Genomic DNA, 14976 nt, shown 5'->3' on the forward strand with positions numbered 1-14976 from the left:
TTTTCAATATATGTCATACTGCCCCATATCAATCAAGGAAGTTGATGGAACCCGTCAAATCCATCGCAAACCGCAGAAAGGACAATAAGTATGACCCAAGTTGCAATTCATCGCCCGTGCAAGCCCGCTAAGCGATCTGTTCTTGGCATGATCACAAACGCAATGTCCCTGAAGCGCCAGCGCAGCAGTTTGGCTCAGCTGGATGACCGCGCCCTAAAAGACATCGGAGTGACTCGGAGCGAAGCCAATATCGAAGCCAGCCGTTACATATGGGACGCACCGGATTTCTGGCAGAAATGACGAAAAATCAGCATTGTAGTGCAGTAATGGCGGTCCGCTGCGGTGGATCGCCATTTTTGTTGCGCGTTTTAGTCGGTTTTATGCGGTAAACTCTTGAAACACAGCCTGTAGTTGCCGATATTTGCAGAGAAAGCGCTCTGCCTCGGTGGGGTGAACAAGAAGTATGTTTAGGGAGACCCTTTGATGGCACAATTCGACACGATCCGGACGGCATCCGGCGCGCGCGCCGCCGAGATCGATGAGGGCCTGCGCGCCCATATGAACAAAGTCTACGGAACAATGTCCGTAGGTATGCTGATCACGTTTGCTGTGGCCTGGGCTGTTGGATCCAGCCCGCAGCTACTGTCCGTGTTTCGTGACCCGGTCACGCTGAGCCCCAACATTCTGGGCTGGATCGTGATGTTTGCTCCGTTGGCAATGGTGTTCGGCTTTGGAGCCGCAATCAACCGCCTGTCTGCTGCCGGTGCGCAGTTGTTCTTCTATGTCTTCGCTGGGGTCATGGGCCTGTCGCTAAGCTGGATTTTCGTCGCCTTCACCGGCGTCTCAATCGCACAGGTGTTTCTGGTGACGTCGATCGCCTTTGCGGGCTTGTCGCTGTACGGCTATGTCACCAAAAAGGATCTGTCCGGAATGGGCACGTTCTTGATGATGGGCGTGATCGGTCTGGTCGTTGCCATGGTGATCAACCTGTTCTTGCAGTCGCCTGCGATTATGTTCGCAGTCTCCATTCTGGGTGTGCTGATCTTTGCCGGTCTGACCGCCTATGACACGCAAAAGATCAAGACCACCTATTTGCAGATGGCGCATGCCGGTGATCAGGAATGGTTGGGCAAAGCCGCCATCATGGGCGCACTGAACCTGTACCTGGACTTTATCAACATGTTCATGTTCCTGCTGCAGTTGTTCGGAAGCCGCGAATAACAAACCGGAAAGCACAATTGTCAAAGGGCGGGTCCGAACGACCCGCCCTTTTTCTTTTGTCTTAATAGCTGCGCTCGGCTGCGACGCAACACGATATCGATCAATGTCGAGATTCCCAAAAACAAAGCCCCCACCATCAAGATGAGGGCCTCATTGGTCTTAGTTGGCTAAGGTTCAGCTACAGTTCAGAGGAACTGCAAAGCCTGAACTCCGCTCGGACGATCCTTTGCGGAAAACGTCACCTGCCGGCAGACACCCGGTGAAACGCTCGGTCTGACTTCCGAAGGTAGCGCCGATCGAGTTGTCCACGGTTGTGGTGTTGGTCGGCGTACGCAACACACCGAATAATGTGCCGTTTACGTTGACGGTGCTCAGGAACAGATTGGTATCGCTGCCTGTCAATTGAACCGCAGAGGTATCCGTGCGCCCGCCATTGTCGATGGCGACACCGGCCACTTTGGACGGGTCAACCTGATCGGACAAAACAGACACTGTACGAAGTTCCGCAAGTTCCGCTGGGATATTGGTTGCTGGCGGGACAAACGCGACTGCGCCAGGAACATCCGAGATGGTGCGGGGCTCGCCATCGATCCCAGCAAACCCAACACCTTCACGGTTGAAGGGATCTTCACAGCCCGCAAGCGACAGGACGGCAATTGTGGATAACAAGATTTTTTTCATGGCGGTCAACATTTTGTGGCGGTTTGCTCAACCGTATGTGCAGGTCGGCGCAAATTGCAAGCCGGGGCAAAGACGATTGCGCCCAGCCCTGATGCGCCACTGCAACGGCACGATCCTTCGAATGCACGGTACCATAGGGTCAAATCATGGCAAAATAGACAACGAAAAAGGGGCCCTGCCTGCGCAGAGCCCCTTCGAATGTCCAATAGGAACGGCAGATTACTTGATCTTGCCTTCCTTGTACTCAACATGCTTGCGAACGACCGGATCGTATTTGCGAACGGTCATTTTTTCAGTCATGGTGCGCGCGTTTTTCTTGGTCACATAGAAGTGGCCCGTGCCCGCGGTCGAGTTCAGACGGATCTTGATTGTCGTCGGCTTCGCCATGATTATCTCCTGCGTCCGAAAAGGCAGGGGCCTTTCGGTTGAATTCCTATGAGCGTGCGCTTTTACGCCCTGCACAGCGCATGTCAAGGCCAATCACATCGGCTACGGTTAGGATTCTGCCGCCCGCTTAAACAGACAGGTTTGGCGCGCCCATATAGGTATGGATCTGGTCCCGCTCCTCATCGGAAAGGCCCAATGCGGTGGAAAGCTGGTGTAGGTAAGAGGCCTCAAGCTCGTTATCCAGTCGAATCGCTGCCAGTGAGGTCGCGTAAATCTGGGTCTTTAGTGGCGCCCCTGAATCGGCGGCCAGCCCCATGGCATCAATCGGTGCATTCAGCTGTTCCTGCACGAATGCGCGTTCTTCATCGCTGATATCGTCGCCCAACTCGCCAAGAATGGTGTCCTTTTCCTGTTCATCCAGTTCACCATCCGACTTGGCAGCCTGGATCATGGCGCGGAGCATCAGTTTGGCCTGTTCCTCCATCGCCGCACCGGCTGGTGTGCCTTGGAAAACTGTCTCCATCATATTTGTTGTTTGCTGGCTTCCGGTTCTGGCGGCGCCCTGCATTGCGTTCAGCAAGCCGCCCAGACCGGCTGAGCCTGCGGCGCCGCCGCCCATTCCCATTTTGCCCATCATGTCCTGCAGACCAGAAGCACCGCCGGGCATCCCGAACTGCTCGGCCATTTTGCCCAACTGGTCCATTCCGAACCCACCGCCTGACCCTTTCATCATATCCTGCAAACCAGCCATGCCGCCCATCTGCTTGTACTTATCCAAACCTTTGGCCGCCGCAAATCCCACCGCAACCGAAGCCAGCGCTTTCATGAAACTCATAACTTTCCTCCCAGACTCCTACTGCAATCCGTTTTCAAACTGTAACAGCGGATCGAACATTAGAATACTGCTCATAGGATTACCTGGGGTGTCGCAAATCCACTCTGCAAGAAGACAAGAGACCCAGCACATTCGGCTTAACGCTGGTCGCTCAAAAAGAACATGCGCGGAGGGCCTGTAAGCCGGATCTTGTTCCGGGGTTGCCCCCTTCGATGACCATTCCTCTAGGCCGCGCATTGCTGCGCGGCTCAAGCTGCCAACCCGGTCCCTCTCGGCCAAGACGTGCTTAGCGGTGGTATCGGCTGACGCCGACCAACCCGCGCGGGGACCCTATTTGGCATTGCTCCCGGTGGGGCTTGCCGTGCCACCGCTGTTGCCAGCGGCGCGGTGGGCTCTTACCCCACCGTTTCACCCTTACCTCGGACCGAAATCCGAGGCGGTCTGATTTCTGTGGCGCTTTCCGTCGGGTTTCCCCGCCCGGGCGTTACCCGGCACCGTTGCCTTGTGGAGTCCGGACTTTCCTCTCGGGCCCTCAGGCCCCAGCGGCCATCCGGCCCTCCGCGCGAGGGTTCAGGTATGACGGGCGACGCCGCAGGTCAAGCTCCGTTTGGGCAGGAAGGGGCCAGCCTCTTCTTGGCCTTTGGCCAATTCATCCCCGGGATATTTTGAGCCAGATGAGAAGGTGGATCAGGTCGAGAGGGCTGTGTAACCGAGCGGCGAGACATCTTCAGGTGTCAGTGGGCCTTTGGCCCATGGTCTGTACCGGAGACGAACCGCTGTAAGCAGGGTGGCGTCGTCGGCATCAGAGGTGAAACCTGCATCCCTTGCTAACGCGCGAAACTCATCCATCGAAACCCTCTCGGGGCCTTGGGCGCGTCCGCCGTGTTTCGCCAGCTGTTGATGTTCCAGTCTTTGCCAATCGAATTTGGCACCTGGATCAGACTTACGCCCGGGGGCCATATCGGAATGGCCTATGACGCCGTCCGGCGCGATGGTCCATCGGTCCATGATGCCGGGGAGCAGACGCTCTAACGCATCCATTTGAGGCTGCGCAAATGGGTGGTCGCCCTTATTGTCCAGCTCGATCCCGATGGAACGCGAGTTGATGTCATCCTTGCCGTGCCACTCACCGGCGCCTGCGTGCCAGGCACGATCTTCTTCGCGTACCATCTGCCAAACGGTCCCGTCGGCACCGATCAGATAGTGTGCTGAAACCTGCGCTTGTGGATCGCACAAACGATCAAGCGCCGCCTTGGCGCTGTCCATAGCGGTGTAGTGGATGACGATGAAGGACGGCAGCAACCCATCTCGGCGCTGGCCAAAATTAGGCGATGGGTGCCAGATCGGCGTCAGTCGGTCAGTTGTTGACGGCACTGCGAAACGGGCTGGGGTCCCAGCTGCAGGCAAACCCATCCCCATCCGGGTCCAGACCCTTGCGATCACGCTGAGGGCCCCCATTCGACAAAAATTCTATCTGAGCTTGGTCAGATGACGGGAATTGGGCGCAATTTCGCTGGGCCTTGGCTTGCAAGTTAAACCCAGCCCGGCTGTAAAGCTGGGCACCAACGGGGTTCGTGGTGCTCAGCGCGTATTGTACGATGTTAGGTTGGCCGTCAGCGCTGCGTTCGGGAACGGCGGTCGGGGCAACGACCTCGTATGTTTGACGATTCTGGTCGATCCGGGCAGCATCGGATTCGATGCTGCGGCGTTCGGACACGGCGGCAAAGTCCTGTTCGTCGGAAATCCCTGTGTTGCTCGCGGCCGTGGCTGCAACTGCCGTTGCGCCTGCCGCCCCAGAGGTGCTGGCCAATGCGGCCGCTGTCTGGTTGGCGATATCGGCATTTGACCCCGTCGCCGCGAGAACCGTGCCCTGCGCGCCCAGAGTTTCCTGCGACACATCAGCAGGGGCCAAAAGGGGATCGTAGACCGCGCCCTGCCCCGCCAGTTCAGCCTCGCGCTGAGCCTGATATTGTGGCGTGTTGAAACCCGTACCGGCAACCGGCGCAACTGTATTGCACGCAGCGATAAGTGCGACGGTGGGGATCAAAGGCATAAAGCGCATTCGATGGCTCCGTATCTGTTGTCCTGGCGGCCCGAGGCTTACCACCATTTTCCAGGCTTGGCCACAAAACCAGCCGCGTTTTCCAGCGCATAGGCGGTGTTGAGCAGGTCACCTTCATCCCAAGGGCGCCCGATCAGCTGCAAACCCAAAGGCAAACCATGCGAATCCAGGCCAGCTGGCACCGAAATACCTGGCAATCCAGCCAGGTTCACGGTGACCGTAAAGACGTCGTTCAAGTACATTTGAACCGGATCCGCCTCGGTCATTTCGCCCAGACCAAAGGAGGCCGATGGTGTCGCAGGCGTCAGGATGGCGTCGATGCCATTGGCAAACACATCCTCAAAGTCTTTCTTGATCAGGTTCCGCACCTTACGCGCCCGATTGTAGTAAGCGTCATAGAAACCAGCCGACAAAACATAGGTCCCGATCATCACACGGCGCTGCACCTCATGGCCAAAGCCTTCGGCGCGGGTCTTTTCATACATTTCAGTGATGCCGTCGCCCTGCGCCAGCGTGGCCCGGCGGCCATAGCGCACTCCGTCATAGCGTGCGAGGTTCGAGGAGGCTTCGGCCGGGGCAATCACGTAGTAGGCCGGCAGTGCGTATTTGGTGTGCGGCAACGAGATGTCGACCATCTCGGCGCCCGCATCCTTTAGCATCGCGGCGCCATCGGCCCACAGCTCTTCGATCTCGGACGGCATTCCGTCCATACGGTATTCCTTGGGGATACCGATTTTCTTTCCTCGGATGTCGCCGGTCAGCATCGCCTCAAAATTAGGGACGGCCAATTCGGCACTGGTCGAGTCTTTGGGATCGTGTCCGCACATAGTTTCAAGCATGATCGCCGCGTCGCGCACGTTTTTGGTCATCGGTCCAGCCTGATCCAGCGAGGACGCAAACGCCACGATGCCCCAGCGCGAGCAGCGGCCATAGGTCGGCTTGATGCCGGTGATGCCCACAAATGCTGCCGGTTGGCGGATTGATCCGCCAGTATCGGTGCCGGTCGCAGCCAGGCACAGATCTGCGGAAACGGCCGAGGCGGAACCGCCCGACGAGCCGCCCGGTGTCAGCTGCGCGTCATCGTTACCACGCCGCCATGGGCTGACCGCGTTGCCATAGGCAGAGGTTTCGTTGGACGATCCCATGGCAAACTCATCCATGTTCAGCTTGCCCAGCATCACCGCACCGGCGTCAGCCAGTTGCTGCGACACAGTGGATTCGTACTCCGGTTTGAACCCTTCCAGAATCTTTGAAGCGGCCTGAGACGGCACGCCTTTGGTGCAGAACAGATCCTTGATGCCGATCGGAAGGCCACACATCGACGGCGCATCACCGCCATTGATACGCACGTCCGCCGCCTTGGCACGTTCCAGCGCGATCTCGGGCGTCTTGTGAACAAAGGCGTTCAGCGCGTCGGCCTCATCAATAGCCTTAAGGCAGGATTCGGTCAGCTCGACCGAAGTCACATCGCCGGCGCGCAGCGCGTCACGGGCTTCGGCCAGACCCAGTTTATTCAGATCGCTCATGTCTTACTCCACCACTTTGGGCACTGCGAAAAACCCCTCTCGCGCATCGGGGGCGTTGGCCAGAACCTTGTCCTGCTGGTTGCCGTCGGTGACCACATCTTCACGTCGTTTCAGGCGCATAGGCTCGACCGAGACCATCGGTTCAACCCCATCGACATCGACTTCGTTCAGTTGCTCGATGAACCCCAGGATCGTGTTGAATTCCGAGGCCAGCGCCGGCAGCGCGTCATCCTCGACCTTGATCCGGGCCAGTTTGGCCACCTTAGCGGCGGTGCTTTGGTCAATCGACATCGGCTTCCCTCATATACGTTAGGGGGGCATTTACCCGTCTGGCGCACCAGTCGCAAGACCGCTGAGGGTCCGGTTTCTCTATGTATCTGGCCACCCGTCCTTCCCTGCCATTCAATCCTGAATACCCGGTATGCAAAAAAGTAAACTAATTAGTTCACTTTGCGCCTTGAAAACTGAACTGGACTGTTCATTTTCTATAATGTGACACAGCACAACAACGGAGACAGAAATGAAAACCTTCATCACAGCCGCCATCTTGTCTACCACCGTTCTTGCCGCACCGGCCATGGCCATGGGTGTCGACATGACCAACCTGACCCGGAACCTGAGCTTCCCCACCACAGTCTCGGAACCTGTCACCCAGGATAAAGTTAAACCGGGCAACTAAGCCTGCCCGAACCCGCCGGGTCAGCTACCCCCTCGTCTGACCCGGCAAAGGTTTATTTGATTGATGCACTTGCCGCATCAAGCCGCTACCATAGCAAAGAACACGCTGGTGAACTGCTGCGACAGCACGCAGTTCCCGCAAGCCAACGGAGCGGTGAATGAGCGCGCGAAAGCAAGCAGTTCTGGACGCAATAGATGCGGCCAATGCAAAAGACCCCAACATCGACAACGATCAGCCCGAAGCTTTGCTCTATGGGTCAAGGATGAGCGCAGAACTGGATCGCTTGTTTCCGGATGCGTCTGACGAATTGCAGATCGCCGCGCGTGGTCAGCATATCGAACGCTGGAAGCTTGCCCGCAGTGAATACCCAGATGGACGCGCAGGATATCTGGCCTGGCGCAAAGCCCAAGGGGTGCATCATGCCGATATTGTCATGTCGCTGATGATCCAGAACGGATACAGCGGGGATCAGGCGGAAACGGTCGGACGAATGCTGCGCAAACAGGGCATCAAGCGCGACGCCGAGGTGCAAGCGTTAGAGGACGTGATCTGTTTCGTCTTTCTCAAGTGGTATTTCCAGCCCTTCGCCGCGAAACACTCGGCCGAGAAAATCAAGAGCATCGTTGAAAAGACCGCGCGCAAGATGTCAGCCGAAGGCCGCGCCAGGGTGTTGAGCGAATTTGAGCTACCAGCCGACCTGGCCGCCTCATTTCAAAACTGACGGAGACCGACACTGATTTTTTGGATCTTAATGGTTCGTTTACCATTTCGGTCTCCGATTGAGACTCTCAAAATCATCTTGTTTCAGGTCTCACATGCCAAGAAAATTCATTCTCCTTATTGGGTTATTCAGCCTCTTGCTCGGGTGCCAGGAGGCACCGTCTAGTCAACCAGATGCAAAAATCATTGTCGTTGGTGATTCTCTTATGGCGTGGAATTCTACCTCCGGCTCTTCGATCCCGGATGTGATTGAGAAGAGTGTCGGGTCGGCGGTCATCGACAGAACAGTACCGGCTGCGTGGTTGCAAACTCAGTTCGACACAGATGACAGGCCCAAAACCGGCGTTCAGGCGCAATTTGTCGAAGGTGATTGGAAATGGGCAATCGTCAACGGTGGCGGCAATGATCTGATGCTGGGCTGCGGTTGTTCGCGTTGCGACGCCGTATTGGACAGAATGATCTCGGTTGATGGGGAGTCTGGTCAGATCCCGCGATTCCTGCGCCGCATACGGGACCGTGGCACCCAGGTCATTTATGTCGGATATCTGCGCAGCCCCAAACTGCTGACACCTATTGAGCACTGTAAAGCCGAAGGTGATGAGTTTGAGGCCCGGATTGCCCGTCTCGCACAACAAGAACAAGGTATTACGTTCGTCTCAAACCATGATGTCGCCCGCCCAGGTGATGCGTCGTATTTCTCGTTTGACCTGATCCACCCCTCCCGAAAGTCCAGTCGCATCATTGGCGAGCGGATCGCAAATATTATTAAAAGCGAAGGGCTTTGATCACGCCTTCGGTCCGCGCCCGGGATTTGCATCTTGTGCGCGGCGCCGCAAAATAGCGGCCCGATATACTTCGATCATCCAACCCAGCATGATGGCGTTCAGAATGTGCCACAAGAAATGCGTGCCTATGGGCCATTGCCCGCAGATCGGGATGTCCATAGCGCGAAACGTGATCGACAAGATCAGGACTAAAGCACCAGCCGCCATTCCCTTTGCCAGGCTCGGATCGCGGCTGCGCAGGGCAACGGCATAGATCAATATGAGCAAAGGAACCGGAGCGTAGACTGCAGACCCGCCCAGCCCGGGGACGAATTGAAACAGGGGAGCAGTCGCGGCCGCGTAAGGAAGGAACAGCAGAGTCCCGCCCAGCGCATATGCAGGTGACATGCCCCAAGCGCCTCGATTCACCGCGAATATGTAAATCAGAATAAACAGCAATATGGGTGTGGTATCTGCGATGGCAGCCCAAACCTGCGCATGGGTGTGGAACAGATAGCTTCCAATCCCGATAGCAGCCAACATGATGACCAACGCCGTGGCCAATGGCAGTTTCTCACCCCGAACACGCCGCCACATGACCCAGGCCGCAATCAAAAAAGCCGCATTTGTAACAGCGTTGATGGGTTCAGCCCAATACCCAGCTGACAAGCGTTCACAATACCCGTCGATTTCCTGCATCCAGTCCATGAACTTTTACATAACGGATGGTAAGCTGTTGCCAACAGTATGATTGGGAGGATTATTTATGAAAATTATTTGGTTGGGCCACGGCAGTTTTCGCATCGAAACCCAAGGTCAGGTATTGCTGATTGACCCATGGCTGACCGGGAACCCGGTCCTGGGCGAGGCGCAGCATGACGCCGCCCTGGAAAGCGCCACGCATATCCTGCTGACGCACACGCATTTCGACCATGTTGCTGACGTTTTGTCCCTAGCTAATCATCTCAACATACCCGTTGTCGGGCAATACGACCTAATGGGGTATTGGAGTGAAGCCGAAGGGATTGAAACAATTGGCTTTAACAAGGGCGGCACGGTGAACCTGAATGGCATCAAGGTGACAATGGTGCCCGCGTCTCACAGCTCGACCTTTTCAACACCTGACGGGCTGCGCACGGGTGGCAGCGAGGTCGGATTCATGATCGCGACCGAAGGGCATGTGGTTTATGTTTCGGGCGATACCGACATCATGGCCGACATGGATTGGATGGGAGATTACTACAAACCCGATATCGGCATTCTGTCAGCGGGTGGACACTTTACCATGGACATGAAAGCGACAGCCTACGCGGCCGAGCGGTATTTCAACTTCAAGACGGTCATCCCCTGCCATTACAAAACCTTCCCCATCCTAGAGCAGTCGGCTCAGGCCTTGATCGAGGGATTGCCGGGGGTGAACGTGATCGAACCTCAGCTGATGCAACCCATCACAATTTGATTCAAGGGGCTTGCCGGATCAGTCCAGCAAGTTCTGCCTGCGCGCAGCAAAAAAGGCTTTCAAAAGTGATGCGGCTTCTTCGCCAGCAATACCGTCATAAACCTCGGGGATATGGTGGGCCTGTTTGTGGGAAAAGACCCGTGCCCCGTGTGCAACGCCACCGGATTTCGGATCTGCCGCGCCATAGTAGATACGCCGAATGCGCGCCGCGGCCAGCGCGGCTGCGCACATCGCGCACGGCTCCAAAGTGACGTAAATGTCGTGATCAGGTAACCGCTCGGACCCTGCCGCAGAGCATGCGGTCCGCAACGCCAGAATCTCGGCATGCGCCGTTGGATCGCTCAGTTCGCGCGTGCGATTTCCCGCCGCAGACACGATCTGACCATCTGGCGCCACGATGACCGCACCGACCGGCACCTCGCCACGGTCGCCGGCTGCGCGTGCTTCTGCCAATGCACGGGTCATATGCGTTTTGAACGTCATGCCCCTGACTGCAACAGAAACCTGCCTTTCGCAAGCGGGCGGGATGCGCTATGGCCCACACATGAGCAATACCCCTCCTCCCGGCGACCGGATCGCCAAAGTGCTGGCGCGCGCGGGCGTCGCCTCGCGTCGTGAAGCCGAACGCATGATCGAAGCTGGTCGCGTCACCGTCAATGGCAAGGTGATCGACAGCCCTGCCCTGAATGTCACCGCAAAGGACAAGATCACCGTTGATGGCAAACCGGTGTCAGAGCCGGAACCCTCACGTCTTTGGCTATATCACAAGCCCTCAGGGTTGGTGACCACAACCCGCGACGAAAAGGGCCGAGCGACGATCTTTGACAAGCTTCCGGAAGACATGCCGCGTGTCATGAGTGTCGGACGGTTGGACTTGAACTCGGAAGGGTTACTGCTTTTGACCAATGATGGCGGCATCAAGCGCAAGCTGGAACTGCCCGCAACCGGGTGGCTGCGCAAATACCGCGTCAGGGTGAATGGCCGCCCCAAGGACGAAGACTTTGCGCCTTTAAGAAAAGGCCTTGTCATTGAAGGAGAGCGGTTTCAACCGATGACCGTCACGCTGGATCGTCAACAAGGTGCAAACGCCTGGCTGACGATTGGCCTGCGCGAGGGAAAAAATCGCGAGATTCGTCGCGCGATCGAGGATATCGGATTTACCGTAAACCGACTGCTACGCGTCTCATACGGCCCATTTCAGTTGGGTGATCTGAAACCTGGCGCAGTTGAAGAGATCCGTCGCCGGGTGATGCGCGAACAGTTGGGTCTGGATGCCGAAGCCGAACCCGCAGGAACAGCTAAGAGAGCGCCTCGCCCACAAAGAAAACGGGCACCCGTCGGCAAGAAACTTCGCAAGTGATGCGGGTTTGGCAACCTTCCCCCTAGCGCCAAGCCCTCGCATCTACTAAATTTTCTGCGAATGCTGCTATTGGGGGGCGACATGTCCGGAACCGGAGTGCAAAAACTGGCTTATGCGGCGCTGCTGGTGCTTTTGTTCGGCGTCTGTACCGGCGTCCTCGGGGGCTTGTAGCGCATGGCGAAACGGTACGGCGGAAAATTCAGCCCACAAGATGAACCTTCCTCAGACGAACCGCATCAGCGCGGGCAGTTCGAAGGTGCAAAGGTCGAACCTGCGGGTGCGCGTGCCAATGTGTTGTTTGTTCCGGCTATACCCTTGGTGTTTTTGTCCCTGAATGACGGTGCCATTGGCATGACAATCGGGCTTGTGGCGGCGGGCTTGTTGACCGCCGCCGCATTCTTGCTGCGTGAGGGTTTGCGGGCTGAAGCTGCCTATAAGGCCCGCCGCGCTGCCAGGCGACCTGCCTTTCCCCGCAAGATATTCTCCAGCGTGCTGACCGGTCTTGGTGCAGCGCTCGCATCCTACCGCAATGAGTTTCTGGATGCTGAGGCAGCATCACAGGTTAGCCTTCTGGCCCCGATCCTGTTTGGTGCAGTCGCAACCGTTCTACATTCAGTATCCTTTGGCCTAGACCCTATGAAAGACAAGGGGATGGAAGGCGTCGACACTTTTCAACAGGACCGTGTCGCGCGTGTTGTTGAAAGCGCCGAATCTCATCTGAGCGAAATGACGGATGCGATCAAACGCGCAGGTGATCGTCGGATCGAAGCACGGGTTGAACGCTTTCAGGACACCGCGCGTGATCTGTTCCGCACGGTCGAGGAAGATCCCCGTGATCTGGCAGGGGCCCGCAAGTATCTGACCGTCTACCTGCAAGGGGCCCGCGACGCGACAGTGAAGTTCGCGGATGTCTTTGCCCGCACCCGTGACAAACAGGCACTGGACGATTATTCGGCGCTGCTGGACGATCTGGAACAGAATTTCGCTGCGCGCACGCGCAAGATGCTATTGGATGACCGCAGTGATCTGACGGTTGAAATTGATGTGTTGCGCGAAAGGCTGCAACGCGAAGGCGTCCGGTTGGATTGACCGGCCATTATCTGAATGAGGAACATCCCCATGTCCGACGAGATCAAGAACAAGGCGGTTCAGGCAGAAACGCTTGTACAAGAAGTCACCGCAGTTGCGTTGCCCGAACCAAAAGCCGAAGTCATCTCGCTTGAAGATGCCGATGAACCTGTCAGCGCTGAGATTCGCAAGCGAATGGATGAAATCGACATGGAGAACACCAACTCGATTGTCTCGTTCGGATCGTCCGCGCAGTCCGAGTTGCAAGAAATCAGCCAAGCCATGCTTGCTGATGTACGCAACAAGGACGTTGGACCTGCTGGCGACAGCCTGCGAAACATCGTGACGACAATCCGCGGGTTTTCGATCAGCGAGCTGGACGTCCGCCGCGAGCGCAGCTGGTGGGAAAGATTGCTCGGCAAGGCCGCGCCGTTTGCCAAGTTTACTGCACAGTTCGAAGATGTTCAGGGCCAGATCGACCGGATCACAGATGATCTGCTGGGGCACGAGCACACGCTGCTGAAAGACATCAAGTCGCTGGACTTGCTATATGAGAAAACCTTGGGATTTTACGATGAACTGGCGTTGTACATCGCCGCGGGTGAAGAAAAGCTGACCGAACTGGACAGCCATGACATTCCGGAACGAGAGGCCGCGGTTCAGGCCGCACCGGAAGAAGAGCAGGTGATGAAAGCGCAAGAGCTGCGCGACATCCGCGCCGCACGCGACGATCTTGAGCGTCGGGTCCATGATCTGAAACTGACACGGCAGGTAACGATGCAATCGCTGCCCTCGATCCGCTTGGTGCAAGAGAACGACAAGTCGCTGGTGACCAAGATCAACTCGACACTGGTCAACACCGTGCCGCTTTGGGAAACACAACTGGCGCAGGCTGTAACCATCCAGCGCAGCGCCGAAGCTGCTGCAGCGGTGCGCGATGCCAATGACCTGACCAATGAATTGCTGACTTCGAACGCCGCAAACCTGCGAGAATCCAACAAGATGATCCGCGAGGAAATGGAACGGGGCGTCTTCGACATCGAGGCCGTTAAACAAGCCAATGCGGATCTGATCGGAACCATCAACGAAAGTCTGGCGATCGCGGACGAAGGCAAGGCCAAGCGCGCCGCCGCCGAAGAGGAACTGCAGAAGATGGAGGCCGAACTGCGCGATACCCTGGCATCCGCCAAGGCGCGCAAGGATGGTACAGGCGATAACGCCGGAACCGCTGTTCCGGGATAAAGGTGGACGGGGCGTGCAGCCAATGAGATCACTCAGGTTGGGGCTAAGTGCCGCCTCGCTTTTGGCATTGGCCAATTGCGAGGAAGCGCTGACAACACCTGCTGTTCCCGAGCCTCGCCCGGCTGCTCCTGTCGCTGTGCCTGTCGCTTATGTCCCTCCGTCGGCGGCCAGTCAGGATCTGGCCCGGTTCTACAAACGCGTTGAACGCGATTTGCTGACACGTGGCTTGCTGCGCACCGATGGAGGAGGCCCGGATACGCCTTATGACGCCGATGATCTTGCACGGAATTTCGAGGCGATCGCGTTTTACAGCGAGTATCCCAATCACAGCGTATCAATTGGCTCGCGCAAGACAGATGGTCAGCTTAGCCGCTGGTCTGGACCTGTGCGCATCAAAACCGAATTTGGCCCTTCGGTCTTGCCGTCAACGCGTGAAAAGGATGCCGCGCAGGTTAAGTCTTTTGCCAGCCGTCTGGCCAAGCTCACCAACCACCCGGTTTCGACGGTCAGCCGAAAAGCTAACTTCCATGTCTTTTTCGCCGGGAAGGACGACAGCGCATATGTCGTGAAACGGTTGAAAGAATTGATCCCGGGAATCAGCCAGGCCTCATTGGAACTGGTCGCCAACCCGCGGTCTAATTTTGATTGTTTCGTATTCGCTTCTGCCACTAACGCGTCACCGTTCAAATATGTACGCGCCGTGACTTTGATCCGGTCCGAGCTGCCTGATCTGGTGCGGCGGAGCTGCATTCACGAAGAAATTGCTCAGGGCCTGGGATTGTCCAACGACAGCCCGGCCGCGCGACCATCGATCTTCAATGATGATGATGAGTTTGCGTTGCTAACCAGCCATGACGAGAAACTGCTGACAATGTTGTATGATCCGCGTCTGGAGCCTGGCGTCTCGGTCGATCAGGCCCGACCCGTGGTGCGGATCATTGCACGTGAAATCATGGGGCAGCCGCTCTGACC

General features: G+C 57.0%; 19 protein-coding genes and 1 other RNA gene. 10 read left to right on the forward strand and 10 right to left on the reverse strand.

All coding sequences use genetic code 11. From position 1 onward, the window contains the following. Nucleotides 1-90 precede the first annotated feature (90 nt). Nucleotides 91-300 carry a DUF1127 domain-containing protein gene (locus tag ACR0BU_RS03035; protein WP_298933383.1) on the forward strand — a complete coding sequence of 70 codons (210 nt, stop codon included), beginning with the start codon at nt 91-93 and terminating at the stop codon, nt 298-300. 183 nt (nt 301-483) lie between these two features. Beyond that, nucleotides 484-1221, forward strand: coding sequence for a Bax inhibitor-1/YccA family protein (locus ACR0BU_RS03040; RefSeq protein ID WP_298933385.1), 738 nt, complete (start codon nt 484-486; stop codon nt 1219-1221). 174 nt (nt 1222-1395) lie between these two features. Here ACR0BU_RS03040 and ACR0BU_RS03045 read toward each other — a convergent pair whose 3' ends face one another. The 8 genes from ACR0BU_RS03045 to gatC form a co-directional block, all read right to left on the reverse strand. Continuing rightward, nucleotides 1396-1902: a hypothetical protein gene (locus ACR0BU_RS03045; protein ID WP_298933387.1), complete on the reverse strand. Its 507-nt coding sequence runs from the start codon at nt 1900-1902 to the stop codon at nt 1396-1398. A 219-nt stretch (nt 1903-2121) separates the two neighbouring features. Then, nucleotides 2122-2289, reverse strand: coding sequence for a 50S ribosomal protein L33 (gene rpmG / locus ACR0BU_RS03050; protein ID WP_007799108.1), 168 nt, complete (start codon nt 2287-2289; stop codon nt 2122-2124). A 127-nt stretch (nt 2290-2416) separates the two neighbouring features. Next, nucleotides 2417-3124, reverse strand: a complete 708-nt coding sequence (locus ACR0BU_RS03055; protein ID WP_480734830.1) for a DUF533 domain-containing protein — start codon at nt 3122-3124, stop codon at nt 2417-2419. A 162-nt stretch (nt 3125-3286) separates the two neighbouring features. Beyond that, an RNA gene (gene rnpB, locus ACR0BU_RS03060) (RNase P RNA component class A) lies at nt 3287-3686 on the reverse strand. A gap of 125 nt (nt 3687-3811) precedes the next feature. Continuing rightward, a complete protein-coding gene (locus tag ACR0BU_RS03065; RefSeq protein WP_480734828.1) occupies nt 3812-4537 on the reverse strand; it encodes an N-acetylmuramoyl-L-alanine amidase in 726 nt (241 codons plus the stop codon). Next, the gene (locus ACR0BU_RS03070; protein ID WP_298933393.1) at nt 4482-5186 is read right to left on the reverse strand and encodes a hypothetical protein; all 705 of its coding nucleotides are present in this window, start codon (nt 5184-5186) and stop codon (nt 4482-4484) included. Before ACR0BU_RS03070 ends, ACR0BU_RS03065 begins: the two co-directional genes overlap by 56 nt. A 38-nt stretch (nt 5187-5224) precedes the next feature. Further along, nucleotides 5225-6712 carry an Asp-tRNA(Asn)/Glu-tRNA(Gln) amidotransferase subunit GatA gene (gatA, locus tag ACR0BU_RS03075; protein WP_299079593.1) on the reverse strand — a complete coding sequence of 496 codons (1488 nt, stop codon included), beginning with the start codon at nt 6710-6712 and terminating at the stop codon, nt 5225-5227. Between the two features lie 3 nt (nt 6713-6715). Then, nucleotides 6716-7003 (reverse strand): Asp-tRNA(Asn)/Glu-tRNA(Gln) amidotransferase subunit GatC, encoded by a 288-nt coding sequence (gatC, locus tag ACR0BU_RS03080; RefSeq protein ID WP_039536649.1) that lies wholly within the window; start codon nt 7001-7003, stop codon nt 6716-6718. A 229-nt stretch (nt 7004-7232) separates the two neighbouring features. On the opposite strand from gatC, the gene ACR0BU_RS03085 reads away from it, so the two are divergent. From ACR0BU_RS03085 to ACR0BU_RS03095, 3 genes are all read left to right on the forward strand, one after another. Next, nucleotides 7233-7391, forward strand: a complete 159-nt coding sequence (locus tag ACR0BU_RS03085; RefSeq protein ID WP_298933400.1) for a hypothetical protein — start codon at nt 7233-7235, stop codon at nt 7389-7391. Between the two features lie 157 nt (nt 7392-7548). Next, nucleotides 7549-8112, forward strand: coding sequence for a DUF4202 domain-containing protein (locus ACR0BU_RS03090; RefSeq protein WP_480734825.1), 564 nt, complete (start codon nt 7549-7551; stop codon nt 8110-8112). Nucleotides 8113-8206: 94 nt separating this feature from the next. After that, nucleotides 8207-8896: an SGNH/GDSL hydrolase family protein gene (locus ACR0BU_RS03095; protein ID WP_480734824.1), complete on the forward strand. Its 690-nt coding sequence runs from the start codon at nt 8207-8209 to the stop codon at nt 8894-8896. Here ACR0BU_RS03095 and ACR0BU_RS03100 read toward each other — a convergent pair whose 3' ends face one another. Beyond that, a complete protein-coding gene (locus ACR0BU_RS03100; protein ID WP_480734823.1) occupies nt 8897-9583 on the reverse strand; it encodes a ceramidase domain-containing protein in 687 nt (228 codons plus the stop codon). It abuts the gene before it with no gap. A 58-nt stretch (nt 9584-9641) separates the two neighbouring features. On the opposite strand from ACR0BU_RS03100, the gene ACR0BU_RS03105 reads away from it, so the two are divergent. Next, nucleotides 9642-10334 carry a metal-dependent hydrolase gene (locus tag ACR0BU_RS03105; RefSeq protein WP_480734821.1) on the forward strand — a complete coding sequence of 231 codons (693 nt, stop codon included), beginning with the start codon at nt 9642-9644 and terminating at the stop codon, nt 10332-10334. Between the two features lie 18 nt (nt 10335-10352). On the opposite strand, the gene ACR0BU_RS03110 is transcribed toward ACR0BU_RS03105, so the two are convergent. Then, the gene (locus ACR0BU_RS03110; protein WP_480734819.1) at nt 10353-10817 is read right to left on the reverse strand and encodes a nucleoside deaminase; all 465 of its coding nucleotides are present in this window, start codon (nt 10815-10817) and stop codon (nt 10353-10355) included. Between the two features lie 61 nt (nt 10818-10878). On the opposite strand from ACR0BU_RS03110, the gene ACR0BU_RS03115 reads away from it, so the two are divergent. The 4 genes from ACR0BU_RS03115 to ACR0BU_RS03130 all read left to right on the forward strand — a co-directional run bounded on the left by ACR0BU_RS03115 (nt 10879) and on the right by ACR0BU_RS03130 (nt 14974). Further along, nucleotides 10879-11694 carry a pseudouridine synthase gene (locus ACR0BU_RS03115; protein WP_480734817.1) on the forward strand — a complete coding sequence of 272 codons (816 nt, stop codon included), beginning with the start codon at nt 10879-10881 and terminating at the stop codon, nt 11692-11694. 174 nt (nt 11695-11868) lie between these two features. Further along, nucleotides 11869-12783 (forward strand): 5-bromo-4-chloroindolyl phosphate hydrolysis family protein, encoded by a 915-nt coding sequence (locus ACR0BU_RS03120; protein ID WP_480734816.1) that lies wholly within the window; start codon nt 11869-11871, stop codon nt 12781-12783. A 30-nt stretch (nt 12784-12813) separates the two neighbouring features. Next, on the forward strand, nt 12814-14004 hold the full coding sequence (locus tag ACR0BU_RS03125; protein WP_298933416.1) for a toxic anion resistance protein: 1191 nt from the start codon (nt 12814-12816) through the stop codon (nt 14002-14004). A gap of 22 nt (nt 14005-14026) precedes the next feature. Next, nucleotides 14027-14974, forward strand: a complete 948-nt coding sequence (locus tag ACR0BU_RS03130; protein ID WP_480734814.1) for a DUF2927 domain-containing protein — start codon at nt 14027-14029, stop codon at nt 14972-14974. Nucleotides 14975-14976 lie beyond the last annotated feature (2 nt).

The organism is Ruegeria sp. CK2, from assembly GCF_056536585.1.